Source organism: Streptomyces fuscichromogenes (assembly GCF_014645815.1).
GTDB lineage: Bacteria > Actinomycetota > Actinomycetes > Streptomycetales > Streptomycetaceae > Streptomyces > Streptomyces fuscichromogenes.
Map to the genome: position 1 here is coordinate 94658 of NZ_BMML01000016.1, position 23407 is coordinate 118064.

Consider the following 23407-nt stretch of genomic DNA (forward strand, 5'->3'; position numbering starts at 1 on the left):
ACGTCCCCTCCGGTCACCGGTCCCGCCGCGGTGCCCGAACACCGCGGCGGGCCGGGCCCGGCCCGGTTCCGCCCACGGCGCGTCACGCCCGCGGGCACCGTCCGGCCGAAGCGGCGCGGCCTGCTGGCGTACTGGCGCCAGTACCTGGCGATCTCGCCGTTCTACCTGATCTTCGCCGCTTTCTCCTTCTTCCCGGTCTTCTACTCCCTGTACCTGGCCTTCCAGCGCTGGGACGGCCTCGGCGACATGCAGTTCGTGGGCCTGCAGCAGTTCAGGTTCCTCTGGTCGGACCCGGTCTTCTGGCTGTCGATCCGCAACACCCTGGTGATCTGGGTGCTGTCCACGGTGCCCACCCTGCTGGGCGCCCTGGTGCTGGCGACACTGCTGCACTCGGTGCGCCGCTTCAAGGGCTTCTACCGGATCGCCCTCTACGTGCCGAACGTCACCTCGATCGTCGCCGTGGCGATCTTCTTCGGCGCGGTGTTCAGCAACAACTTCGGCCTGGTCAACGCGATCCTGGGCACGGTCGGCATCTCGCCGGTGCCGTGGCTGAGCAACCCGTGGCTGATCAAGGTGGTCATCTCGCTGCTGATGACCTGGATGTGGACCGGCTACAACATGATCATCTACCTGGCCGGTCTCCAGGCGATCCCGACCTCGATCTACGAGGCGGCGAAGATGGACGGCGCCGGCCCGGTCCGCACCTTCTTCCAGATCACCGTCCCGATCATGCGGCCGATCATCCTGTTCACCGTCATCATCTCGACGATCAACGGTCTGCAGAGCTTCAGCGAACCCCAGGTGCTGTTCGCCAGCAACGCCGCCAACGCGAACCTCGGCGGCCCGGGACAAGCCGGTCTGACCACGCTCCTGTACTTCTACCAGTCGGCCTTCCTCAACAACGACTACGGCTACGGCGCCGCCATCGTGTGGGCCTTCTTCCTGCTGATCATCGTCCTCGTCGCCGTCAACTGGCGCATCACCCAACGAGGGAGGAAGCCGTGACCACAGCCGACACCACGGCCGCCACGACGGCCGACCCGGCACGGCCGGCCCCGCGCGCGAGGCGGCTGCGCCGCCCCAAGGGCCTGACCGCGCACATCATCCTCATGGCGGCCGTGCTGCTCTCGGTCTTCCCGTTCGTGTGGACGATCGTCATGGCCACCAACACCACCCAGGACATCTACAAGAGCCCGCCGAAGTTCACCTTCGGCTCCCACCTGCTGGAGAACATCCGGCACGTGCTCAACACCATCGACTTCTTCGGGTCGATGCTCAACACGGTCATCGTCGCGACCGTCACCACCGTCCTGGTGCTGTTCATCGACTCGCTGGCGGCCTTCACCTTCGCCAAGTTCGACTTCCCCGGCCGCAAGGCGCTCTTCGGCACGCTGCTGCTGTTCATGATGCTGCCGCTGCAGCTGGCGATCCTGCCGCAGTTCATCCTCATGTCGAACATCGGCTGGGTCGGCATGCTCAAGGCGCTGGTCCCGCCCGCGCTGGCCAACGCCTTCGGCATCTTCTGGCTGCGCCAGTACATCGAGAACGGCGTGCCCGACGAACTCCTCGACGCCGCGCGCATCGACGGCGCCGGGTTCTTCCGCCAGTACTGGAACATCGCGCTGCCGATGATCAGGCCCGCGCTGTCCTTCCTCGCCATCTACGCCTTCGTCGGGGCCTGGAACGACTACGTCTGGCCGCTCATCGTGCTCACCAACCCCGACCACGTGACCCTCCAGGTGGAGCTCGCGCAGCTGAACGTCGGCCACACCACCGACTACAGCATGGTCATGGCCGGTGTGCTGATGGCGGCGCTGCCGCTGGTGCTGGTCTTCGCCATCTTCGCCCGCGGCTTCATCGCGGGCGCCACCGAGGGCGCGGTGCAGGGCACCTGACCCGCGCGGGCCGCCCCGGCCCGCGCGACACCCGCTGGACAGAGGAGGGATCCGGTGACGGACGCCGACGCCGGCACCGGGCGGAGCCGGGCGCCGGAGGGCACGGGGCCCTCCGCCCGCCTGCCGTTCACCCGGCACCGTGCCGTGCCCCCGGGCCGGGACGGCACCGCGCGCCGCAAGGTGCTCGTGGTGGGCATGGACGGGCTGCGCCACGACCGGCTGACCCGGCCCGGCGCCCACGCGCCCGTCCTGCACGGGCTGCTGGCCGCGGGCGCCCACGGCACCAGCCTGCTGCCCTACGGGGAGCGGGACGGCCAGGCCGAGGGCGGCCCGTCGACCAGCATGGCCTACACCGACTCCGGCCCCGGCTGGTCGAGCGTGCTGACCGGGGTGTGGCCCGACCGCCACGGGGTGACCGGCAACGACTTCCGGGGCGCCGACTACAGCCGCTACCCCGACTTCCTCACCCGCGCGGTCGCCGCCCGCCCCGGTCTGCGCACCGCGGCGACGGTCTCCTGGCCGGAGCTGGTGCACCGCGGCGTCCTCGGCCCGGCCGTCGGCAGCCGGGTCCACCACGACGGCGAGAGCGACGGCTACGCGACCGCGGACGGCCTGGTCGCCCGTACCGCCCTCGGCTGGCTCACCGCCGACGACCCGGACCTGCTGTTCGTCTACTTCGGCGGCACCGACGAGGCCGGCCACGCCACCGGGCCGCTCTCCCCCGCCTACGACGCCGCCCTGCTCGCCCAGGACGCCCACCTCGGACGGCTGCTGGCCGCGCTCGACGCCCGCGGTTCCCGCGAGCGGTGGACCGTGCTGGTCACCACCGACCACGGGCACCTCGACAGCGGCGGCCACGGCGGCGACACGGACGCCGAACGGCAGGTGTTCGTCATCCTCGCCGAGCCCGGCACGCCCCCCGGCACCCGGCTCGACTCACCCCGTCTCGTCGACATCGCCCCCACCGTCCTGGACCGGCTCGGCATCCCCGTCGACCCGGCCTGGGGCCTGGCCGGACGCGTCCTGCCCGGCCCCGCCGCGTCACCCACGTAAGCCACATCTCTCATGTCACCCATGCCGCCAGAAAAGGGAGCCATCCGCCGATGAACGATCCGTCGATCCCCGGGCCCCGGCCCGCCGATCCCCTGATCGCCCTCCGACCCTGGGAGGCACCCGAGGTGACCTCCTGGGGACGGCTCCCCATGAACGCCGTCGACCGGCGCACCGGAGCGCTCCCCCTGGACGGCGACTGGCGTTTCCAGTTGCTGCCGGCTCCGGACGCGCCGGTCGGCGGCTCCTGGTCCACGGCGTACGTCCCCGGCGCCTGGACCGTGCAGGGCACGGACGACCTGCCGCAGTACACGAACGTCACCATGCCGTTCCGCGCGTTCCCGCCGGAATCCCCCGCCGCCGACCCGACCGGGGTCTACGAGCGCGAGCTGGACGTACCGGCCGAGTGGGCCGGGCGGCGGATCGTGCTCCAGGTGGGCGCGGCGGAGAGCGTGCTCCTGGTGCATGTCGACGGACGGCCGGTGGGTGTCTCCAAGGACTCGCACCTGGCGGCCGAGTTCGACCTGACCGGGGTCGTCCGCCCCGGCGGGCGGTCGGTCCTGCGGCTCACCGTCGTCAAGTGGTCGGACGCCACGCACATCGAGGACCAGGACCACTGGTGGCACGGCGGGATCACCCGCTCGGTGCTGCTGTACGCGACCGACCCGTTCCGGCTCGCCGACGTGACCGTACGGGCGCGACGGGACGGCGATCTGCGGGTGGACTGCCAGGTGCGCAACGCGGCGGGCGACCGGGCGCTGCCCGACGGCTGGTACGTCACCGGCGACCTCGACGGCGAACCGCTCGCGCAGGACGCCGAGTTCGACCGGCTCAACACCGAGGACGACCGGGTCTCCGACTTCCTCGGCGAGGCCCGCATCCACGCCACCGTGTCCGGCGTACGCACCTGGAACGCGGAACAGCCCGAGCTGTACGGGCTGACCGTCCGGCTGCACCGCGCGGACGGCACGGTCGCCGACACGTCGTACCAGCGTGTCGGCTTCCGGGACGTCGAGATCGTCGGCCGGGACCTGCTCGTCAACGGCGAGCGGGTGTTCGTCCGGGGCGTCAACCGGCACGACTTCCACCCGCTGACCGGGCGGACGGTGTCCTACGACGACATGCGCGCGGACCTGGTGCTGCTGAAGCGGTTCGGCTTCAACGCGATCCGCACCTCGCACTACCCGAACGACCCGGCGCTGTACGACCTCGCGGACGAGCTCGGCTTCTACGTCGTGGACGAGGCGGACATCGAGTCCCACGACCACGCGCACGAGATCGCCGACGACCCGCGCTATCTGAACGCCTTCGTGGACCGGGTCTCGCGGATGGTGCTGCGCGACAAGAACCACCCGTCGGTCATCATCTGGTCGCTGGGCAACGAGTCCGACTACGGGGCGAACCACGACGCGGCGGCAGGCTGGGTGCGACGGCACGACCCGACCCGGCCGCTCCAGTACGAGGGGGCGGCCAAGCGCGGCTGGGCGGACCCGGACGTGGCCTCCGACATCGCCTGCCCGATGTACGCGTCGCTGGAGGACTGCGTGGCGCACGCCCTGTCCGGCGAGCAGACCAAGCCGCTGATCCAGTGCGAGTACTCCCATGCGATGGGCAACAGCAACGGCACGCTCGCCGACCACTGGGCCGCCATCGAGTCAACTCCGGGGCTTCAGGGCGGGTTCATCTGGGAGTTCTGGGACCACGGAATTCTCCAGCGGGTGAGCGACGGAAGACCGGTCGGGCGCGCGGGCGCCGGACTGTATGACAACGGTGTCGCCGCGCCCGGCCACCGCTGGGCGTACGGCGGCGACTTCGGCGAGGCCCTGCACGACGGGGCGTTCGTCGCGGACGGGATCGTCTTCCCCGACCGCACCCCGAAGCCCGCGATGTACGAGCACCGGGAGATCGCGGCGCCGGTCCGCATCCGGTGCCTGCGCCACGAGGGCATCGTGCTCGCCAACCACCAGCACTTCCGCGGCTTCGACTGGCTGACGGGCAGCTGGGAGCTGGCGCTGGCCGACGGTCGGACCCTGACCGGCCCGGCCGTACTGCCCGAGCTGTGCCCCGGCGAGACGGCGGCCGTACCGCTGCCGTTCGAGGTGCCGGCGGACGGCGGGGAGGCCTGGCTGACGCTGCGGGTGACGGTCGCCGAGGACCAGGCGTGGGCGCCGGCCGGTACGGAGATCTGCGCGCCGCAGATCCGGATCCGGGCGGCCGACCCGCTCGGGCCGCCGGTGCCGGCGGGCCCCGCCGTCGAGGTGGACGACGAGGGGCTGCTGCGCCACCCCCTGCTGGCCGCCGCGCCGGTGCTGTCCCTGTGGCGGGCGCCCACCGACAACGACGACCTGGGCGGCATCGCGCCGCGCTGGCGGGCCTGGGGGCTGGACCGGCTGGTGCGCAAGGTGGTCTCGGTGCGCCGGGACGGCGGGCGAAGCGAGACGGGGGTCCCCCCGGCCGAAGGCTGGGGGACGGTGACCGTGCTCGCGGAGTACGCCGGCACCGTCGGGGTGGTGCGGCACCGGCAGGAGTTCACGCCGGTCGAGGGCGGTGTCCGGGTCGACGAGTCGGCCGAGCTGCCCCCGGAGTTCGCGGACGTGGCCCGGGTCGGCTCGGTCTTCGAGACGGTGGCCGGGTTCGATCTGCTGGAGTGGTTCGGTCAGGGTCCCTGGGAGTCGTACCCGGACCGTGCCGCCGGAGCCCCGGTCGGCCACCACTCGCTCCCTGTCGACGAGTTGTTCACCCCCTACCTGCGGCCCCAGGAGAGCGGCGGCCGGCACGGCGTACGGCGGTTCACGCTGTCGGCGCCGGACGCCGCCGGGCTCGCGGTCGAGCTGGACGGGCCCCGCCAGGTCTCCGTCAGCCGCTACCGCGCCGAGGACCTCACGGCCGTCACCCACCACGACGAACTCGTGCCGCGGGCCGGCTGCGTGGTCCACATCGACGCCGCGCACCGGGGCCTCGGCACGGCCTCGTGCGGTCCCGACACCTTCCCCTCCTACCTCGTCGCACCGGGTGTCCACCGCTGGAGCTGGACCCTGCGTGTCCGCTGAATCCCCCCACGCCCTTCGCCGTCACTTCCGCTTACCCACGGAGCACACGTGTGTACTTCGCATGACCACCCGCAGGGCGAGGCCACGCAGGCCGGAGCCGGCCGGCGCAACTTCCTCAGAGCCACCGCGCTGCTCGGCGCCGCCGCCACCGCCGGAATCACCCTGCCGGCCGTCGCCGAGGCGTCCACCGGGTCGGGCCGGCGGCCCGACCCGGAGAGCCGGCGCTTCACCCTCGCGGTGATGCCCGACACCCAGTACCTCTTCGACGGGCCGAGCATCGACGCGGCGCCCGTGGAGGCCTCGCTGCGCTATCTCCTGGAGCAGGGCGGCGCTTCCGAGGACAACATCGTCTTCCTGTCCCACCTCGGCGACCTCACCCAGAACGGGGCGGCGCAGGAGTTCGCCGCGATCGGCAAGGCGTTCGGGATCCTCGACCGGCGCGGGGTCGGCTACAGCGTGCTGGCCGGCAACCACGACATCAGGTCGTCCACGGACGACCAGCGCGGCGCCACCCCGTACCTGGACGTCTTCGGGCCGCAGCGCTTCGAGGACCACCCGACGTTCGGCGGGGCGTCCGCGGACGGCTACAACACCTACCACCTGTTCCGGGCCGCCGGGCGGGAGTGGCTGGTGCTGGCGCTGGACTGGCGGCTGTCGGCCAAGGGGTACGCCTGGGCGAAGGACGTCATCGCCGCGCACCCGAAGACCCCGGTCATCCTCACCACGCACGAACTGGTCGTGCAGGACGACGAGTTGTCGTCGTACGGGCAGCAGCTGTGGGACCAGCTGATCAACGAGCACGACCAGGTCTTCCTCACCCTGAACGGCCACTACTGGCCGGCCGGCCGCGCGACCCGGAAGAACGCCGCCGGTCACGACGTGCACCTGCATCTGACGAACTATCAGAACCGGTACTTCGGCGGGGCGGCGATGATCCGCCTCTACCGCTTCGACCTGGACCGGAACGTCATCGACGTGGAGACGGTCTCGCCGTGGATCCTCGGCCGGGCGGGCAAGGGCCTGAACGAGCTGGAACGGCAGGAGATGGAACTGAGCGGCGACGCCGACCGGTTCTCCGTCGACATCGACTTCGCGGACCGCTTCGCCGGCTTCGACCCGGTGCCGGTCCGTCCGGCACGGCCCGCGCCGCAGCTGCTGGTCCGGGGCACCGCCGCCTACTGGCGGTTCGACTCGGCGGTCTCCGGCACGGTCCGTGACCTGTCCGGCCACGGCAACGACCTCACCGTGGTCCCGGTGGGCGGCGGCACCCTCGGCTGGTCGGCGGACCACCACCCGGACCAACCGGGCCACGGCAGCCTGGAGTTCACCGGGTACAAGTCGCCGCTGAAGGGCGCCTACCTGCGGACGGTCGACGGCGCGCCGCTCAACTCGGCGACCTTCCGAGACGGTTACACCATCGAGGTGTTCTACCGGCTGCCGGCGGACTGGGACCCCGATCACAACGCCTGGTCCGGTCTCGTCGGCCGCACCGGTACCGGCGGCGCCGCGGGCAAGACCGCCGACGACCCGGACGAGCCCCTCGCCACCCTCTCGCTGTCCAACGACCGCGAGCCGCAGTGGGCGATGCGCCCGCTGAACCAGGAGGGCATCGCCACCAACTGGGGCCAGGAGACCCCGCTGGAGACCTGGTGGCACCTGGCGGTCGTCAACGACGGACGGCACAGCACCCTGTACGTCGAGGGCTGCCCGGTCGTCCGCAACCCGAAGGCCGCCGCGGTCGGCATCGCCTCCGTCGGCCTGCCCTGGCTGGTCGGCGGCTACACGTACGCCGACAAGATCGACCAGATCCTGCACGGCCGCCTCGGCGACGTCCGGATCGTCTCCCGGGCCCTGCCCGTCTCCTCCTTCATGACCCACTGACCCCCGTTACGAGGATCACCACTCTCATGACCGAGCAGCAGCTGCCCTCCTGGGCCGATCCTTCCGTCTCCCCCGCCGAACTCGACGCCCAGGGCATGTCGAGACGTGGACTCCTGCGCCGCGCGGGCCTGTTCGGTGCCGCGTTCGCGCTGGGGTCGGCGGCGACGCCCGCGTTCGCCGCCGACCGCCGGGTCCTGGGCGGCGAGGACCCGCGCCTGGCCTACCTGGTCGGCGACCACCACGTGCACTCCGTGTACAGCCACGACGCCAAGTACACGTTCTCCCAGCAGGCCCGGGCAGCCGCGACGTACGGCCTGGACTGGATGGTGTTCAACGAGCACTCCAACTTCGGGCACGCCTACTACGGCGCGAAGCTGGAGCACGCGGAGATCCTCAAGGCCCGTGCCGAGAACCCGCGTCAGCTGATCTTCCAGGGCCTGGAGTGGTACATCCCGGCGGCCGAGCACTGCACGGTGTTCGCCGCGCCCGGCCCGCACGAGACCGATCTGCTGACGCAGTTCGAGCTGGCCTACGACGGCAAGCTGCTCGGCTACACCGAGGGTTCCGCCGGCGCGACCGACACCGCCCGCAACGAGGCGCACGCCGTCAAGGCCATCCAGTGGCTGGCCGAGCAGCGCCGCACCGGCTACGTCGACGACGTCCTCGTCCTCGCCAACCACCCGCTGCGCCTCGGCATCGACTCCCCGCACGAGATGCGCAACTGGCGGGACGCAGGGTGGGGCGGCGGGAATGACGAAGCCTCCGCGATCATGATCGGCATGGAGGGCGCGCCCGGTGCCCAGGGTGCGGCGCTCCCCGGCTGGCGCGGGGCCACCTCGATCCGCGGCGAGTACGAGAACAAGCCCTCCGCGCAGTCCTGGGCCGGCTACCCGGCGGACGCGTATCTGACGTACGGCGGCTTCGACTGGGCTACGGCGACGGTCGGCGGTCTGTGGGACGCGATGCTGTCCGAGGGTCGCCTGTTCACCATCACCACCAACTCCGACAATCACCGCACGGTCTTCGACACCTGGAAGAACGGCGACTGGCCGGCGGGGCAGAACTTCGACAACACCGGCAAGCTGCCCGACCCGGTGAACACCGACACACCGCAGCCCGGCAGCGACTTCTGGCCCGGCCAGTTCAGCCGCACCCATGTCGGCGTCACCGGGTACGGCTACCGCGCGGTGATGGCGGGCCTGCGGGCGGGCCGGGTCTGGCTGGACCACGGGCATCTGCTGGACGGGCTGGACGTCCGGGTGAAGCGGGACTGCGACCACGGCGCCGGTGTCACGCTGGGTGGCCGGCTGCGCGTCCGCAAGGGCGAGCGGATCACCCTGAACGTGACCGTGACGACTGCTTCCCGGGTCAACGACCAGGGGATCCTGCCCCAGTTGGCGCACGTCGACGTGATCCGGGGTGCGGTGCGCGGTCCGGTGGCCGACCGCGACACCTGGCAGGCGCCGGACACCAGGGTCGTGCAGTCGAAGGACGTGTCCGGCCGCAAGGGCACCTACACCCTGCGCATCCCGCTCACCGCGGGCGACGAGTCGTTCTACGTCCGGCTGCGCGGCAGCGACGGCAAGCGCAACGGAACGGGCTATCTGGGCGCGGCGGTCGACCCGCGCGGTCCGGTCCCGCACGAGCCGGGGAACGGCGACCCGTGGGCGGACACGTGGTTCTATTCCAACCCCGTCTTCGTGGACGTGGTGGGTTCCTGACGAATCGTCGCCCATTACTCACCTTGTGTAGTCGCGGAGTCCGCGGCGGGCGTGCGTGAATCGTGTCCGGACCGCTACTCAGAGTTGGAGTACGGTTCGGGCGCGATTGCCTGCCGCGCCCCGGAACCGCCGATTCCGCACCGATCGGAACCATTGCGGGAGCCACGGCTTTTCAGCAGTTCGGACATTCGGCGAGCGGGGTCCCGCGCCCCGGATTAAAGGCGAACAATTCCATCGGCCGCTATCCGGACCAAAGCGGGCGGGCGGGCGCGGGAAATCCGCGGGACCCATTTCGGGCCGCCCGGCCCGGACTCCGCAGCCAGGGCGGCACTGCATAGATTTATGCGACAGGCGACCCCATACTGCATACAGCAAGGGCGCCCGGGGGCCCGTTCTCCGGTGGGCGGACCCGGCATCGACCGGTCTGGAGCGATCCTCAAGTGATCGTCATTCACCACTGATGCACTTACCCACACGCCGAACAACACACGGCACGGAACATAAACACCCAAGAGCGACACAACGAACTTTCGGCTCAGCAGCACGGCGCGCCGTGCGCTGTCCACCCCACCGCCCAGGTCGGCGTCGCAAACCCCTTGCCGGAGGGGCTCCGGGCCGGGGAGTTGCGACCCCGTGTGACCTTTTCCTGGCGGGTGGTGTTTACTGGGTACCGGTCTGAACCTCGACGGGTCCGGGCCCTTTACGGAGGCTCCGGGGGTGGTTCCCCGGAGCCTCCTCTCTTTGTCCGGCGTTTACATCTGGGCCGACCGCCGCTCATCCGTGAGAAATATTCGTACGGGGCGGCGCATAGACTTTCAATGACCCGCCCCGGGAAAGAAAACCCCGTCGATCATCACCTCCCCAAGGCAGTGTGATGCACGCCACACCGCTACGGAGTCGGTTCGGGAACTCCCTCTCGCGAGTGTTTTCCCGGCGGCCGCCACCCGGACGGGAAACTTCGCTCTCCGTCATCGGTGACTGGCAATTTCCTGGGACAGAGGGGTAACTTGTCAAAACGTCTTCGCCTCGCAGCCCGGACTTACCAACCGGATCGACAACGCGAGAGAGAGGACCTGGACCCGTCGTCCGGGTGTGCCGCAGCCAGTGGCGCACCCGGGATCCCATTCGCACCGGCACGAAGGACCTCAGACCGATGAACACCGCCATCGCCGATGGCTTCGGCACCTCCCCCGCCCCGCACCGGCGCCCGGACGGCGCCCCGTACCTGACGCAGCGTGACGACGGCCATCCGGTCCGACGGCACGTCCACCCGCCCGCCGTCGCCGCGCCCGCGACCGGAGCCTGACCGATGGTCCCGAAGGTCGACGCCTTCCGGACCGGCGACGTGCTCAACGGACGCCAGCCCATGCCCGCCCGCAGCTTCCTCGCCCTGCTCCCGCCCGGTTCCTGGCCGTTGCTGGTCGGCAAGTGGGGCGCGGACAGCCGCGTCCACGAACGCGACGAGGAACTGCCCATCGGGCCGGCCGACGAACACGTGCACATCGTGCTGGGCGGCTGCGTCCGCCAGGAGCGTCACCCGTTCGGCAACGCGGCGGGCGCACCCAGGATCACCCGGTTCCGCGGGGTGGGCCAACTGCTCGGCGAGGCCAAGCTGATCGAGCCGACGGCCGAGGTCACGACGACCTGCCTCACCACCACCTGGGTCATGCCCTGTCCCGTCCCGGCCATGAACTTCCTGCTGCGCCGCCGCCCGCACATCCAACTGGCCCTGCTGCGCAGCCTGGAGGACCGCAGCCGCACCGACGACCTGATCTACGGCACCATGACCCGTTCGCCGCTGGAGCGGGTCTGCGGGCTGCTCGTCCACCTCGCCGAGGTCGCCGGCACCCCCGGCTCCGACGGCACCGACGAACCCGGTCACCTCACCATCCTGGGCCCGAGTCAGAAGGACATCGCGGACGCCCTGCTGCTGGGTGTCTCCACCGTGGAGAACACGCTCCGCCTGCTGCGCACACCCGCCGTGCGGGGCGGTCTCTTCCCGGACGGCGTCCTGCGCAGCGGGTACCGCCGGTTCGTGGTCACGGACCTGCCCTCACTCCGCGCCGTCGCCCAACTCCCCTAGGGCCTGTCGTCACCTTCCCGTCGTCGCCCGAAGGGCGTGCATGGCGTCGCCAGGCAGACGGGAAGGTGACGACAGGCCCCAGGGCCTGCCCCACCCGTTCCCCCGCCCCCACGCGCGGACGTTCCCGGCCCCTCCCCGAGGGGTGTCCGCGCGTTCTCACGAACGGATCACGCCCATGCTCTTCAGCCCCACCGTGTCGGCCGCCGCCGGCGCGGTCGTGGCCGTCGTCGGCGTCCTCACCCTGCGCCGCCAACGCAAGGCGTTGGCCTGGGTGAAGCGGATGCGCGGGTCCGACGACGACGCCCAGGACTGCGAGGACGCCGCCGCCCACCTCAGGAACCTCTTCGAGATGCTCTGCGACCGGGCGCACAGGCCGTGCCGCGCCCGGGACTTCGAGCCCCTGCACGGCCTGCGCCACCTCCTGGCCGACGCCGCGCAGGGCGCGGAGGGCGTCCGCCCCGAACTCGACGGCGTCGTGGCCCGCCTGGACCGTTGTCTGGACACGGTGCTCCGCCGGTGCCGGCCGCCGGGCAGGCCGGCGGCACCGCGCGGCGGCGCATCGGCGGGCCGCGCAGGGCGGCCCGATCAGCCGTAGAACCGCGACAGGCTCTGCAGCACGGCGGCGGGCTTGGTCCCGCCGTCGATCTCGATCGTCCCGTCGACGACGATCTGCACGCCGCCCGGTACGTCCTCGACCTCCGTCAGCCGGCCGGCCAGCCGGATCCGGGAGCCGACCTTCACCGGGGCGGGGAAACGCACCTTGTTCAGGCCGTAGTTGACCTTCGTGGCGACGCCCTGGACGTCCAGCAGCTCGGTGAACAGGGGGATGAACAGCGACAGGGTGAGGTAGCCGTGGGCGATCGGGGCGCCGAAGGGTCCCGCGGCCGCCCGCTCGGGGTCGACGTGGATCCACTGGTGGTCGCCGGTCGCGTCGGCGAAGGTGTCGATGCGGTCCTGGGTGACCTCGATCCAGTCGCTGGTGCCCAGGTCGCTGCCCGCGAGCTTCTTCAGTTCGTCGAGGCCGTTGACGGTGACGCTCATGTGGCTTTCCTTAGCTGGGAGTCGGGGGCGCCGTAGCGCTTGCGCACCCGGGCCTTGAGGAGCTTTCCGGAGGCGGTGCGCGGGAGTTCGTCGGCGACCACCACGGATTTGGGGAGCTTGTACTTGGCGAGCCGGCCGGCGAGCGAGGCCAGCACGTCGTCGGGGTCGAGCACGGCACCCTCGCGGGGCACGACCACCGCGCGCGGCACCTCGCCCCACTTGTCGTCCGGTACGCCGATCACCGCGCACTCGACGATGTCGGGGTGGGTGAGGAGTTCGTCCTCGATCTCGGCGGGGTAGATGTTCTCTCCGCCGGAGATGATCATGTCCTTGAGGCGGTCGACGATGAAGACGTAGCCGTCCTCGTCGACCCGGGCCGCGTCCCCGCTGCGGAACCAGCCCTCCGCGAAGGAGGCCGCCGTCTCCTCGGGCAATCCCCAGTAGCCGGGCATGACATGGGGTCCGCGGACCATGACCTCGCCGGTCTCGCCGACATCGACCGGTGTCAGGTCGGGCCGCACGACCCGTACGTCGCTGAAGAAGTGCGGTACGCCCGCCGAGCCCGCCTTGTCGACCGCGTGTTCGGCGTCGAGGAAGAGGGTGCCGGGCGAGGCCTCCGTCATGCCGTAGCCCTGGAGGAAGGTCAGGCCCCGCTCCTGGTACCTGGCGATCAGCGGGGTCGACACCGGGGAGCCGCCGCAGGTCAGGATGCGCAGGGAGGAGAGGTCGGCGTCCGGCCAGCGGGGGTGGCGGGCCACCTGGTCGAACATCGTGGGCACCCCGAACATGAAGGTGATCCGGTGCTCTTCGATCAGGTCCAGGGTGGCCGCCGGGTCGAAGGACTCCACCAGGACACAGGTGCCGCCCTTGAGCAGGACCGGGAGGGCGAGCATGTTCAGGCCCGCGGTGTGGAACAACGGAGCCGAGACCAGGGCGCGTTCGTCGGCGATCAGGTCGGTGTCGACCAGGACGTTGAGCGCGTTCCAGGTGAGGTTGGCGTGCGTGAGCATCGCGCCCTTGGGGCGTCCGGTCGTCCCCGAGGTGTACATGATGATGCAGGTGTCGTCGGGGCCGACCGGCTCGTCGATCGGGTCGTCGGCCGCGGCGGTCAGCAACTCCTCGTACTCGGGGCCCACTTCGACATACGTCCGGACGTCGCTGGTGCCGGGCAGGCCCGCGACCAGGCCGGCGTGCGAGGGGCCGTAGAGGAGCGCCTTGGCGCCGGAGTCGGCGAGCTGGTAGGCGATCTCGGGCCCGGCCAGGCGGGTGTTGAGGGGGACGAAGACCGCGCCGAGCACGCCGGCCGCGAACAGGGTCTCCAGGTAGGCGGGGTGGTTGGGGCCGAGGTAGCCGACGCGGTCGCCGCGGCGGATGCCCCGGGCACGCAGGGCATGGGCCAGGCGGGTGGTGCGGGCGTACAGGGTGCGGTAGTCGGTCCGCTGTCCGCCGGACAACAGGGCCGTGCGGTGCGGGGTCTTGCGGGCCCGGCGTGCGGGCCACGATCCCAGTCCCTCGTTGCGCATCTGCGGTCCCTTATGGCTTGGTCAGCCCGAGCAGGCGGGCGGCGTTCTCCTTGAGGATCTTCGGCCGGACCTCGTCCTTGATCGGCAGCTTCGCGAAGTCGGCGAGCCAGCGGTCGGGGGTGAGGACGGGGAAGTCGGAGCCGAACAGCACCTTGTCCTTCAGCAGCGTGTTGGCGTACTGCACCAGCTGCGGCGGGAAGTACTTCGGCGACCAGCCGGACAGGTCGATGTGGACGCCCGGCTTGTGGGTGGCGACGGCGAGCGCCTCGTCCTGCCAGGGGAAGGACGGGTGCGCCAGGATGATCTTCAGGTGCGGGAAGTCGGCCGCCACGTCGTCCACGTGCAGTGGGTTGCTGTACTTCAGCCGGATCCCGCCGCCGCCCGGGACGCCGGCGCCGATACCGGTCTGGCCGGTGTGGAAGAGGGCGATGGTTCCGGTCTCCTCGATCACCTCGTAGAGCCCGTAGGCCACCGCGCGGTCGTTCGGGAAGAAGCCCTGGATGCTGGGGTGGAACTTGAAGCCCTTCACCCCGTACTCCTCGACCAGGCGACGGGCCTGCCGGATGCCCGCCTTCCCCCGGAAGGGGTCGATGGAGGCGAACGGGATCAGCACGTCCGCGTTGGCCGCGGCGGCCTCGGCCACCTCCTCGTTGGGCACCGGCGCGGTACCGGTCGCCGACTCGGCGTCGACCGTGAAGATCACGGCGGCCATGTTCCGCTCCCGGTAGTGGGCGGCGGTCTCCTCGATCGTCGGCTTCCGCTTGCCCTCGACCTTGAAGTAGGCGGAGGAGGCGTCGTGCAGGTCGTCGTCGAGGGAGGAGTGGCCCCGGGAGGAGACCTCGGCGTGCGTGTGGACGTCGATCGCGGTCAGTGCCTCGATGTCCATCATGCCTCCGGAAGCTTCGGCGCCGGGATGCCCACCGTCTGGAGTTCGGCGCCGACCGAGGTCGGGAAGGCGTCGGCCAGGGTGCCCGGGGTCCAGCCGCCGTCGGCGTAGGCCGCCCTGATCTCCTGCGGATGCGACCAGAGTGCCACCTTGTCGCCGCCGATGCCGATGGCCTGGCCGGTGATTCCGCGGGCGGCCTCGGAGGCCAGGAAGGGAACCAGGGCCGCACAGTCCTCGGGGGTGCCGAAGCCCTCGCCCTTGCGGAGGAAGCCCGGCAGCGGCTCGCCGTTCTTCATGGCCTCGATGTAGGGGGCGAAGGCGGGGATGGTCTCGGTCATCGCGGTGGCGGCCACCGGGACGATCGCGTTGACCGTGATGCCCGCCCGGCCCAGCTCCATCGACCAGGTACGGGCCATGGCGGCGATGCCGGCCTTCGCGGCGGCGTAGTTCGTCTGGCCGAAGTTGCCGCGCTGGCCGGCCGGGGAGCCGACCAGGACCAGGGTGCCGCCCCCGCCCTGCTCGCGCATCCGGACGGCGGCGGCGCGGGCACAGGTGAAGGTGCCCTTGAGATGGGTGGTGATCACCGCGTCGAAGTCGTCGTCGGTCATCTTCCACAGCACCTTGTCGCGCAGGATGCCCGCGTTGGTGACCAGGATGTCGAGGCGGCCGAACTCCTGGACCGCCCGGTTCACCAGCCGGTCCGCGGCCTCGGCGGTGCCGACCGGGACCACCTCGGCGACGGCGGTGCCGCCGGCCTCGACGATGGACTTCACGGCCTGCTCGGCGACGGTCTCGTCCACGTCGTTGACGACCACCGAGGCGCCATGGGCGGCGAGGGCGTGGGCATAGGCGAGGCCGAGGCCCCGGCCGCTGCCGGTGACGACGGCGGCCTTGCCGGTGAGATCGATGGTGGGCACGGTCGGTCCCTTCACAGACGACGGTGGCGGCCCCGGGGCCGCCTGCGGCTTTCGAGATCGAAGCTAAGAGCAATAATTGTTGTCGTCAATAGTTGTTGCCGACCTACGGGTGCCTCATGCTGGAATCTGTCCGACCGCCCGCCCCGCCGCCGGGGCCTGTACCAGGGAGACCGCCATCACTCGCCGGCACACCGAGAACCCGACCTCGATCGACGCGAACGAGCCGTGGATGCGCGGGCTGCACGCGGACACGGGCTATCTGCTGTACCGCCTGGGCCAACGCTCCGGGCAGCTCTTCAACACGTTCCTCCAGGAGTCGGGGCTGCGGCTGCGGCACTACGCGGTGCTGCGTTTCCTCGCCGGCTCGGAGGGCTCGCTCCAGCGGGAGCTGAGCACCCGGCTCGGCTACGACCCGAGCGCGATCGTCGGCCTGGTCGACGACCTGGAGAAGCTGGGCTTCGCCGAGCGGCGCCCCTCCCCCGACGACCGGCGCAGCCGGATCGTCGTCCTGACCGAGTCCGGCCGGGGGTTCCTGCGGGACACCGACGAGGCCGGCCAGCGCGTGACGAACGAGCTGCTGGGCCCGCTCGACCCCGCCGAGCGGGCCGGGCTCCACGCCCTGCTGCTGCGCGTCGCCGACCGGCCATGACCGCCGCCGCCCGGTCCGCTCCCGACCGGCTGCTCGCGGTCCTGGCCGCCTTCGACCACGGGCATCCGGCGCTGAGCCTGTCCGGCATCAGCCGCCGGGCCGGGCTCTCCCTGACCACCGCGCACCGGCTGGTCGGGGCGCTCACCGCCTGGGGCGCGCTGGAACGCGACGCGGACGGCTGTTACCACGTGGGGCTGCGGCTCTGGGAACTGGCCGCACTGGCCCCGCGCGGTCTCGCGTTGCGTCAGGTCGCGCTGCCCTGCCTGGAGGACCTGTACGAAGCGACGCACGAGAACGTGCAGCTGGCGGTGCGGGACGGGTCCGAGGTCGTCTACATCGAGTGGCTGTCGGGGCGCTCGGCGGTGGGCGTGCACATCCGGGTGGGCGCCCGCTGGCCGCTGCACGCGACCGGAGTGGGGCTCGCCCTGCTCGCACACGAGCCCCCCGGCTTCCAACAGGACTACTGCGCGGGCCCGTTGGCGGCTTTCACGCCGTACACCGTCACGGATCCGGCCCGGTTGCGCCGTTCGCTGGCCGAAGTCCGGCGCACCGGAGTGGCGGTGAGCAGCCGTCAGGTCACCGACGACGCGCTGTCGGTGGCGGCTCCGGTGCGCGGGGCGACGGGGCAGGTGGTCGCGGCGGTCTCGGTGGTGGTGCCCGAGGCCGACGCGCAGGTGCCGGTGCTGGTCCCGGCGGTGCGGCTGGCGGCCCGCGGGATCTCCCGGGCGCTGGGCTGGCAGCCGGACCGGACGACGGACCCGGCCGTGTAGCGTGGCCCGGTGACGGCGAGCGAGATGTACCGGGAGCTGGGCGAGGCCGCCTGGGCGTGGGTGCTGGGGCAGGTACGCGAGGACGAGGGTCCCTGGCTGCCGGAGGAGGTACCGCAGGAGGAACCCTGGGACCTCGCGCCCGCGGAGGACCGGGACTCGCTGTACTCGGGCATCGCGGGTCTGGCCCCGGTGCTGGCGGAGATCGCCCGGTACCGGGAGCTGAGCGGGCCCGAACAGACCCTGGCGGCCGGGATCGTGAGCCGTCTGTCGGCGCGGGCACCCGCCGTGCTGGAACCCTCGCTCTACCTCGGCCTGGCGGGCCACGCCACGGCGCTGCGGCTGCTCGCGCCGGGCGGCGAGGCGGTCGTGCTGCGGCGGCTGGCCGACCTCGCGACCCCCGAGGGCTGGCGGACCACCACCACCTTCGTGCCGGACTCCGACGCGCCCCTGACCGACGTCATCATGGGGGCCGCGGGCGTGGTCATGACGGCGCTCTGGGCGGGCGGCGAGTACGCGGAGCGGATCGCGACGACCGGCGGCGAGGCGCTGCTGCGGATGGCGGACCGCACGGAGGCGGGCCTGGACTGGGGGATCTCGCCGAGCACGGAGTGGCGCTGCCCGAACTACTCGCACGGCGCCGCCGGGGTGGGCGCCGCCCTGGCGGTGGCGGGCGCGGCACTGCACCGCGAGGACTTCGTCGCGGCCGCCGTGGACGCGGCACGCCACGTCCTGGCCATGGGCTCGCTCGCGGACGGCGGTTTCGTCGTCCCGCACACGATCCCGCCGTCGAAGCGGGAGGTGGAACCGCTCACTTACACCTGGTGCCACGGCCCGGCGGGCACCTCGCACCTCTTCGCGGCACTGGCGCACGCGGGCGTCACCGAGGTGGCGGGGCACGACGTCGAGGAGCTGCGGCAGCGCTGCCTCACCTCGATCCTCACCTCGGGGGTCCCGGAGCGGCTGCGCCCCGGGTTCTGGGACAACGACGGCCGCTGCTGCGGCACCGCGGGGGTCGGGGACGTCCTCCTGGACGCGGCCCAGGACTGCGCGGGGACGCCACGGGCCAGGACGCTGGAGGGCGCCGCGGTGCGCATGGGCGACGCGCTCGTGGAGCGCGCGGTCCGGGACCGGGCGGGCGCCCGCTGGCGGTTCGTGGAGTACCGCATCGAGACCCCGCTGCTGCCGCCGGGCACCTCCTGGATGCAGGGCGCGGCCGGCATCGCGGCGTACCTGCTGCGCCTGGCCCGGTACCTCGACACCGGCCCGGACGCCACCGTCGTGGACCGCCCGGACCAGTGGTGGGCGGTACCGGCGCGGGTACGCGGCCGACAGCCTTCGCAGGCCGGCTGACACCGCGACGGGTGAGCGTGGCGGGGCGGGTGGCGCGGGCCCTTCCGGCCGCTCAAGCCGTTCCGACCGCCCAGGCCGCTCCGGCCGCCCAGGCCGTTCCGACCGCCCAGGCCGCCCAGGCCGTTCCGGCCGCTCCCACCGTTCCGGCCGCTCAAGCCGTTCCGACCGCCCAGGCCGCTCCGGCCGCCCAAGGCGCTCCGGCCGCTCAAGCCGTTCCGACTGTTCCGGCCGCTCAGGACGGCAGTTCTGCCCGCAGCCGTCGGTCGCGCGGGGCGTCGGTGCGGTCGAGGCGGGCGTCGAGCAGTCGCCGGGCCGCCTCGCAACGGCCGTCGGACACCAGGGCGTACAGCAGGGTCTCCTCGACCACCTCCCGCTGGGCCGCGCTGCCGCCGACCCGGCGCAGCACCGGCAGCAGGGCGTCGAGTCCCCGGGCCGCCTCCCGGAAGCGCTCCTCGACGAGCGCGGCGAACGCCTCGCACAGCGGGGCGACCACCTCGCGCTGCACCTCGTCGGCGCCGGCGGCGTGATCACGCAGCCGGCGCAGCGCGGCCAGGTCCCCGGCCGCGGTGAGGGCGACGGCCGCGTGCAGGGCGGTGAACGCGGTCTGCGGCCGCTCCAGCACGTCGCGTTCCACCGCCTCCAGCACCCCCGCGACGGGGAGGTCCCCCTGCCAGCTGTCGCTCACCCGGGCCCGCCACAGCAGCGACCCCGAGTCGACCAGGGCCCGTACCCCGTTCACCACCCGGCCCGGCGCGAGCTGCGCGAACCAGCGTCGGCGGACGGCGGACGGGTCGTCGAGGGCGAGTTCGTGCAGGGCGATGTGCCAGGAGAAGTGCGCCCGGTGCACCGCGCCCCGGCCGCGTCCGGACACCCACCGGTCGAGCCAGTCCCGGCCCGCCTCGTGTGCCCCGGACTCGTAGTGGACGTGCGCCAGGGCGTGCACCGCGTGCCCGGAGGCGGGCTCGGCGGCCAGCGCCCGGTGGGCCAGTTCGCCCGCCTCGTGCAGCCGTCCCTGCTCCTGGCGCAGGAAGGCCAGCAGCGAGGTGTGGAACCAGTGGCCGTCGTACGCGGGCGAGGTCAGGTCGAGCAGCCTGAGGGCGTCGTCGTCCTGCAGGTCGCTCACCCCGGAGAACGCGATGGTCGGCACGGCCGCCGCGAGCGCCAGCGCGTCCGCGCGGTGCTCCCGCAGATGCCGTACGAGCGCCTGGTCGCCGTCGTCACCGGTCACCCGGCGTGTGACCACGTCCACGAAGGACCGCTCGCGTTCGTCGGCACGCTCACGGGCGCTGCGCTGGGCGTCGGCGAGGGCGCGCGGCACGTCGACGGCGGCGGCGCACTCGTGGCCGAGCCGGGCGAGGGCCGCGTGGCCGAGGGCGAAGCCGGGGTCGAGGGCGACCGCGCGGGCGAAGGCGTCCTCGGCACCGGAGCGCACCTTGAGGACCCGGTCGAGGCCGCCGCGGTAGGCGGCGGCCGCCTCGGCGCGGGTGGACAGGGGCAGCCCGTGGCCGTCCACCGGCCGCCGCGAGCCCCGCCGGCGCCCCGGGAGCGGCAGCAACCGCTGGGCGAGCTCGGCCGCCTGGACGCGGATCTCGGGGATCGCCGTGGTCTCCCACAGCTCGCCCCGGCGCGGGGCGCCCAGCGTGAACAGCGGCAGTCCGGCCCGGCCCGCGGCGTCGAGGAGCTGTCCGTCGCGGGTGGCCGCGCCCATACCGAGCGGGCCCGGGACAGCCGTGCCGGAGGCGAACAGGCTCCGCCACAGGGGGGCGTCGAGGCGGCGGCCGGGGCCGGTGCAGTCGACCACCCAGCCCACCGGCAGCGTGGCACCGCCGGACAACTCGACGGCGAGCGGCCCCTGTTCGGTCTCCGTGGCGCGCACCACGGTGCCGGTGTGGACCTGTAGGCGGCGCGCGGTGCGGGCGCGGGAGAGGTGTTCGGCGGTGGCCGGGGCCATCCGGTGCCGGTGGGTGTTCCACAGCGCGCCCTCGTGGGTCAGGAACTCCTCGCGCTCCTCGGGGGTGAGGCTGCGCCACAGCCGGGCGGTGTGCGGGCGCAGGCTGTCCAGGCCGGGCCGCCAGTCGCCGTGGGTGCGCACCGAGCGGCTCACATGCCGGTAGACCGCGCGGCGCAGCCGCCCCAGCGAGGTGTCGTCCAGGCCCTCCGGGGCGGGCATGGCGCCGGCCGGGCCGAGGGCGTGCGGCTGGGGCAGCAGTCCGCTGCGGGAGAGGGCGTGCACGGTGCGGCCGGGGCGGTCGAGGGCGAGGGCGAGATCGACGGCGGTCAGGCCGGTGCCGACCAGGAGGACGTCGTACGGGCTGTCCCGTACCGGGTCCAGGGCGCCCGGCGCCCAGGGGCCGGCGATGAACCGGGGCGAGGTGCGCAGGGCGGGCGGGGCCCAGCCCGCGCTCGCCCCGGCGGGGCCGGTGGCCAGGACCGCGCTGTCCACCGCCAGGGGTCCCCCGTCGGCGAGGCGGAGTTCCAGCCGCCCGTCGGGGGTGCCGGTACAGCTCTCCGCACGGGTGCGCAGCCGGCGTACGGCGACCGTGCCGTGGGCGCGCACGAGGGCCTGCCCGAGGGTGTCGGCGAGGTAGGCGCCGTAGCGGTAGCGGGTGGCGAAGTCGGCGCCGGTGACGGCGGGTTCGCCGTGCCGGCAGAGCCAGCGGACGAAGTGACCGGGTTCGTCCGGGTAGGCGCTCATGTTGCCGGCGGGCACGTTGAGCCGGTGCCGGGGGTCGCGGGTGGCGTAGGCGGTGCCCCGGCCCGCCTCCGGGGCCGGGTCGATCAGGTAGAGGTCGAGCGGAGTCCGGCGGCGGTGCGCCGTCTCGCAGAGCTGGACGGCGGTGAGGGTGCCCGCCGCTCCTGCTCCCACGATGGCCACGCTGTGCCGCTTGCGGACGTCGGTCACGGAATACCTCCGGCGGGGTCGGGCTGCTGTCTCTGCGCTGTTCCGAACTATTCCGATCGGTCAGGTGGGGAAGCCAGGCCGGGTGGGTGATCTCACCGGAAACTCAGGCCGCCGGCCGGGCGTTCATACTCTGTTCACGATCGACGGGCGGGGCAACCGGGGTTCCGGCCGACTCGCCCCGGTCCGCGGGGGGTTGGCCGTGACCGCGCAGGGTGACCTCGCCGCTCCTCATCGGAATCTCAGCGTGCACCCCCATGATTCAAAGGAACCACCCATACAACGAGCGCAGGATGCCCTGACACAGGTGGACAAGTCAGGAAGGCGTGTCGTGGGCGTCCAGCACATATCGAACCGGTCCGGACGGCAGTCGGGGAAGTGGTCCCGGCGCGGGATCCTCGCCGCTCTGGGCGCGGTGCCCGCGGGGGCCGCACTGGCCGGATGCAGTTCCTCCACGGACGCCGCGGCCACCACCGCCGGCAAGGGTGCCACGGCCTCGGCGAAGTCCGCCACCAAGAAGGCGACGATCTCGGTCACCCCCGTCTCGGGCACCAGGAAGGCCGACTTCACCGCCCCCGTCGAGGTCACGGTGGCCGACGGCACGCTGGCCTCGGTGACCGTCGCGGGCAACGACGGGGCGGCGCTGGCGGGCACCTTCAACGACGCGAGGACGAAGTGGACGTCGGCGAAGAACCCGTACTCCGGCACGAAGTACACGGTGACCGCGAAGGCCCGGGGCGCGGCCGACGAGACGGTGGCCACCTTCACCACGAAGTCCCCCGGCGAGACCTTCATCGGCTACTTCACACCCGAGGCGGACTCCACGTCCGGCGTCGGCATGCCGGTGTCGATCAACTTCACGCACGCGGTCAAGGACCGCGCGGCGGTGCAGAAGGCGATCACCGTGACCGCGGAACCCGAGGTCGAGATCGTCGGGCACTGGTTCAGCGACACCCGCCTCGACTTCCGCCCGGAGACGTACTGGGCGAAGGGCACCAAGATCACACTGAGCCTGAAGCTGAAGGACGTCGAGGGCTCGGACGGGATCTACGGTGTGCAGTCCAAGGACGTCACCTTCCACATCGGCCGCGAGCAGATCAGCACCGTGGACCTGTCGGCCAAGGAGATGACCGTGAAGCGGGACGGCGCCACGTACGCCTCCTACCCGGTCTCCGGCGGCAACGCCCAGCACACCACCTGGGCCGGGATCATGGTGATCAGCGAGCGGTTCAAGCAGACCCGGATGGAGTCCTCCACGGTCGGCCTCGGCGACGAGTACGACATCTCCGACGTCCCGCACGCCCAGCGCCTGACCACCTCCGGCACCTTCGTGCACGGCAACTACTGGGCGTCCACCTCGGTGTTCGGCAGCCAGAACACCAGCCACGGCTGTGTCGGCCTGCACGACGCCAAGGGCGCGAGCGACTCCTCGGTGGCGGGCTACAAGTTCTACGAGAGCTCGATGATCGGTGACGTGGTGATCGTCAAGAACTCCGGGGACAAGACGGTCGAGGCCTCCAACGGCCTCAACGGCTGGAACCTGTCCTGGGCGGACTGGAAGGCCGGCAGCGCGGTCTAGCGGGTGGCCGGGCCGGACACCCCGGCCACCGGCTTCACCGCCTGAACTCCGTTGAGAATCAAGGTGATTCTTTGTTTTAACTCTTGACGACGGAAGGCACGGAGAGCACATTG

At 72.2% G+C, this 23407-nt stretch carries 18 protein-coding genes; 13 read left to right on the plus strand and 5 right to left on the minus strand.

Annotated features, from left to right (window positions below; translation table 11 throughout):
• The first annotated feature begins 120 nt into the window (after positions 1 to 120).
• From IEZ11_RS30865 to IEZ11_RS30905, 9 genes are all read left to right on the plus strand, one after another.
• Positions 121 to 1005: a carbohydrate ABC transporter permease gene (locus tag IEZ11_RS30865; protein ID WP_189266326.1), complete on the plus strand. Its 885-nt coding sequence runs from the start codon at positions 121 to 123 to the stop codon at positions 1003 to 1005.
• A complete protein-coding gene (locus tag IEZ11_RS30870) occupies positions 1002 to 1895 on the plus strand; it encodes a carbohydrate ABC transporter permease (protein WP_373294997.1) in 894 nt (297 codons plus the stop codon). Before IEZ11_RS30865 ends, IEZ11_RS30870 begins: the two co-directional genes overlap by 4 nt.
• Positions 1896 to 2039: 144 nt before the next feature.
• Complete coding sequence (locus IEZ11_RS30875; protein ID WP_268239935.1) at positions 2040 to 2948, plus strand: alkaline phosphatase family protein; 909 nt, start codon at positions 2040 to 2042, stop codon at positions 2946 to 2948.
• A 50-nt stretch (positions 2949 to 2998) separates the two neighbouring features.
• Positions 2999 to 5995, plus strand: a complete 2997-nt coding sequence (locus IEZ11_RS30880) for a glycoside hydrolase family 2 TIM barrel-domain containing protein (protein ID WP_189266210.1) — start codon at positions 2999 to 3001, stop codon at positions 5993 to 5995.
• Positions 5996 to 6043: 48 nt separating this feature from the next.
• Positions 6044 to 7876: a LamG-like jellyroll fold domain-containing protein gene (locus IEZ11_RS30885; RefSeq protein WP_189266211.1), complete on the plus strand. Its 1833-nt coding sequence runs from the start codon at positions 6044 to 6046 to the stop codon at positions 7874 to 7876.
• Between the two features lie 26 nt (positions 7877 to 7902).
• On the plus strand, positions 7903 to 9597 hold the full coding sequence (locus IEZ11_RS30890; RefSeq protein ID WP_189266212.1) for a PHP domain-containing protein: 1695 nt from the start codon (positions 7903 to 7905) through the stop codon (positions 9595 to 9597).
• Between the two features lie 1153 nt (positions 9598 to 10750).
• On the plus strand, positions 10751 to 10903 hold the full coding sequence (locus tag IEZ11_RS30895; RefSeq protein WP_189266213.1) for a hypothetical protein: 153 nt from the start codon (positions 10751 to 10753) through the stop codon (positions 10901 to 10903).
• A gap of 3 nt (positions 10904 to 10906) precedes the next feature.
• Positions 10907 to 11680, plus strand: a complete 774-nt coding sequence (locus IEZ11_RS30900) for a Crp/Fnr family transcriptional regulator (RefSeq protein ID WP_189266214.1) — start codon at positions 10907 to 10909, stop codon at positions 11678 to 11680.
• A 175-nt stretch (positions 11681 to 11855) separates the two neighbouring features.
• Entirely contained in the window at positions 11856 to 12275 is a 420-nt protein-coding gene (locus IEZ11_RS30905) for a hypothetical protein (protein WP_189266215.1), read from the plus strand.
• Here the strand turns inward: IEZ11_RS30905 and IEZ11_RS30910 are convergent.
• From IEZ11_RS30910 to IEZ11_RS30925, 4 genes are read right to left on the minus strand one after another with little or no spacing between them, the layout of a single operon-like run.
• Positions 12266 to 12721, minus strand: coding sequence for a MaoC family dehydratase (locus IEZ11_RS30910; RefSeq protein ID WP_189266216.1), 456 nt, complete (start codon positions 12719 to 12721; stop codon positions 12266 to 12268). The two genes, IEZ11_RS30905 and IEZ11_RS30910, sit on opposite strands and share 10 nt — an antisense overlap.
• Complete coding sequence (locus IEZ11_RS30915) at positions 12718 to 14244, minus strand: acyl-CoA synthetase (RefSeq protein WP_189266217.1); 1527 nt, start codon at positions 14242 to 14244, stop codon at positions 12718 to 12720. Before IEZ11_RS30915 ends, IEZ11_RS30910 begins: the two co-directional genes overlap by 4 nt.
• A 10-nt stretch (positions 14245 to 14254) precedes the next feature.
• On the minus strand, positions 14255 to 15130 hold the full coding sequence (locus IEZ11_RS30920; RefSeq protein WP_189266218.1) for an amidohydrolase family protein: 876 nt from the start codon (positions 15128 to 15130) through the stop codon (positions 14255 to 14257).
• On the minus strand, positions 15130 to 16047 hold the full coding sequence (locus IEZ11_RS30925; RefSeq protein ID WP_308426504.1) for an SDR family oxidoreductase: 918 nt from the start codon (positions 16045 to 16047) through the stop codon (positions 15130 to 15132). Before IEZ11_RS30925 ends, IEZ11_RS30920 begins: the two co-directional genes overlap by 1 nt.
• A gap of 229 nt (positions 16048 to 16276) precedes the next feature.
• On the opposite strand from IEZ11_RS30925, the gene IEZ11_RS30930 reads away from it, so the two are divergent.
• The 3 genes from IEZ11_RS30930 to IEZ11_RS30940 are packed head-to-tail and all read left to right on the plus strand — an operon-like array spanning position 16277 to position 18816.
• Entirely contained in the window at positions 16277 to 16696 is a 420-nt protein-coding gene (locus IEZ11_RS30930) for a MarR family winged helix-turn-helix transcriptional regulator (protein WP_189266219.1), read from the plus strand.
• The gene (locus tag IEZ11_RS30935; RefSeq protein ID WP_189266220.1) at positions 16693 to 17466 is read left to right on the plus strand and encodes an IclR family transcriptional regulator; all 774 of its coding nucleotides are present in this window, start codon (positions 16693 to 16695) and stop codon (positions 17464 to 17466) included. Before IEZ11_RS30930 ends, IEZ11_RS30935 begins: the two co-directional genes overlap by 4 nt.
• 9 nt (positions 17467 to 17475) lie before the next feature.
• Positions 17476 to 18816 (plus strand): lanthionine synthetase LanC family protein, encoded by a 1341-nt coding sequence (locus IEZ11_RS30940; RefSeq protein ID WP_229713458.1) that lies wholly within the window; start codon positions 17476 to 17478, stop codon positions 18814 to 18816.
• Positions 18817 to 19048: 232 nt separating this feature from the next.
• Here IEZ11_RS30940 and IEZ11_RS30945 read toward each other — a convergent pair whose 3' ends face one another.
• Positions 19049 to 21718, minus strand: coding sequence for an FAD/NAD(P)-binding protein (locus IEZ11_RS30945; protein WP_229713459.1), 2670 nt, complete (start codon positions 21716 to 21718; stop codon positions 19049 to 19051).
• Positions 21719 to 22046: 328 nt separating this feature from the next.
• On the opposite strand from IEZ11_RS30945, the gene IEZ11_RS30950 reads away from it, so the two are divergent.
• Entirely contained in the window at positions 22047 to 23294 is a 1248-nt protein-coding gene (locus IEZ11_RS30950) for a L,D-transpeptidase (RefSeq protein WP_189266221.1), read from the plus strand.
• Positions 23295 to 23407: the final 113 nt, after the last annotated feature.

Bases quoted from the DNA above. Each gene is read 5' to 3' on its own strand.
- IEZ11_RS30880 (WP_189266210.1), top strand. From the start codon at position 2,999: ATGAACGATCCGTCGATCCCCGGGCCCCGGCCCGCCGATCCCCTGATC.
- IEZ11_RS30890 (WP_189266212.1), top strand. From the start codon at position 7,903: ATGACCGAGCAGCAGCTGCCCTCCTGGGCCGATCCTTCCGTCTCCCCC.
- IEZ11_RS30895 (WP_189266213.1), top strand. From the start codon at position 10,751: ATGAACACCGCCATCGCCGATGGCTTCGGCACCTCCCCCGCCCCGCAC.
- IEZ11_RS30900 (WP_189266214.1), top strand. From the start codon at position 10,907: ATGGTCCCGAAGGTCGACGCCTTCCGGACCGGCGACGTGCTCAACGGA.
- IEZ11_RS30905 (WP_189266215.1), top strand. From the start codon at position 11,856: ATGCTCTTCAGCCCCACCGTGTCGGCCGCCGCCGGCGCGGTCGTGGCC.
- IEZ11_RS30910 (WP_189266216.1), bottom strand. From the start codon at position 12,721: ATGAGCGTCACCGTCAACGGCCTCGACGAACTGAAGAAGCTCGCGGGC.
- IEZ11_RS30915 (WP_189266217.1), bottom strand. From the start codon at position 14,244: ATGCGCAACGAGGGACTGGGATCGTGGCCCGCACGCCGGGCCCGCAAG.
- IEZ11_RS30920 (WP_189266218.1), bottom strand. From the start codon at position 15,130: ATGGACATCGAGGCACTGACCGCGATCGACGTCCACACGCACGCCGAG.
- IEZ11_RS30930 (WP_189266219.1), top strand. From the start codon at position 16,277: ATGCGCGGGCTGCACGCGGACACGGGCTATCTGCTGTACCGCCTGGGC.
- IEZ11_RS30935 (WP_189266220.1), top strand. From the start codon at position 16,693: ATGACCGCCGCCGCCCGGTCCGCTCCCGACCGGCTGCTCGCGGTCCTG.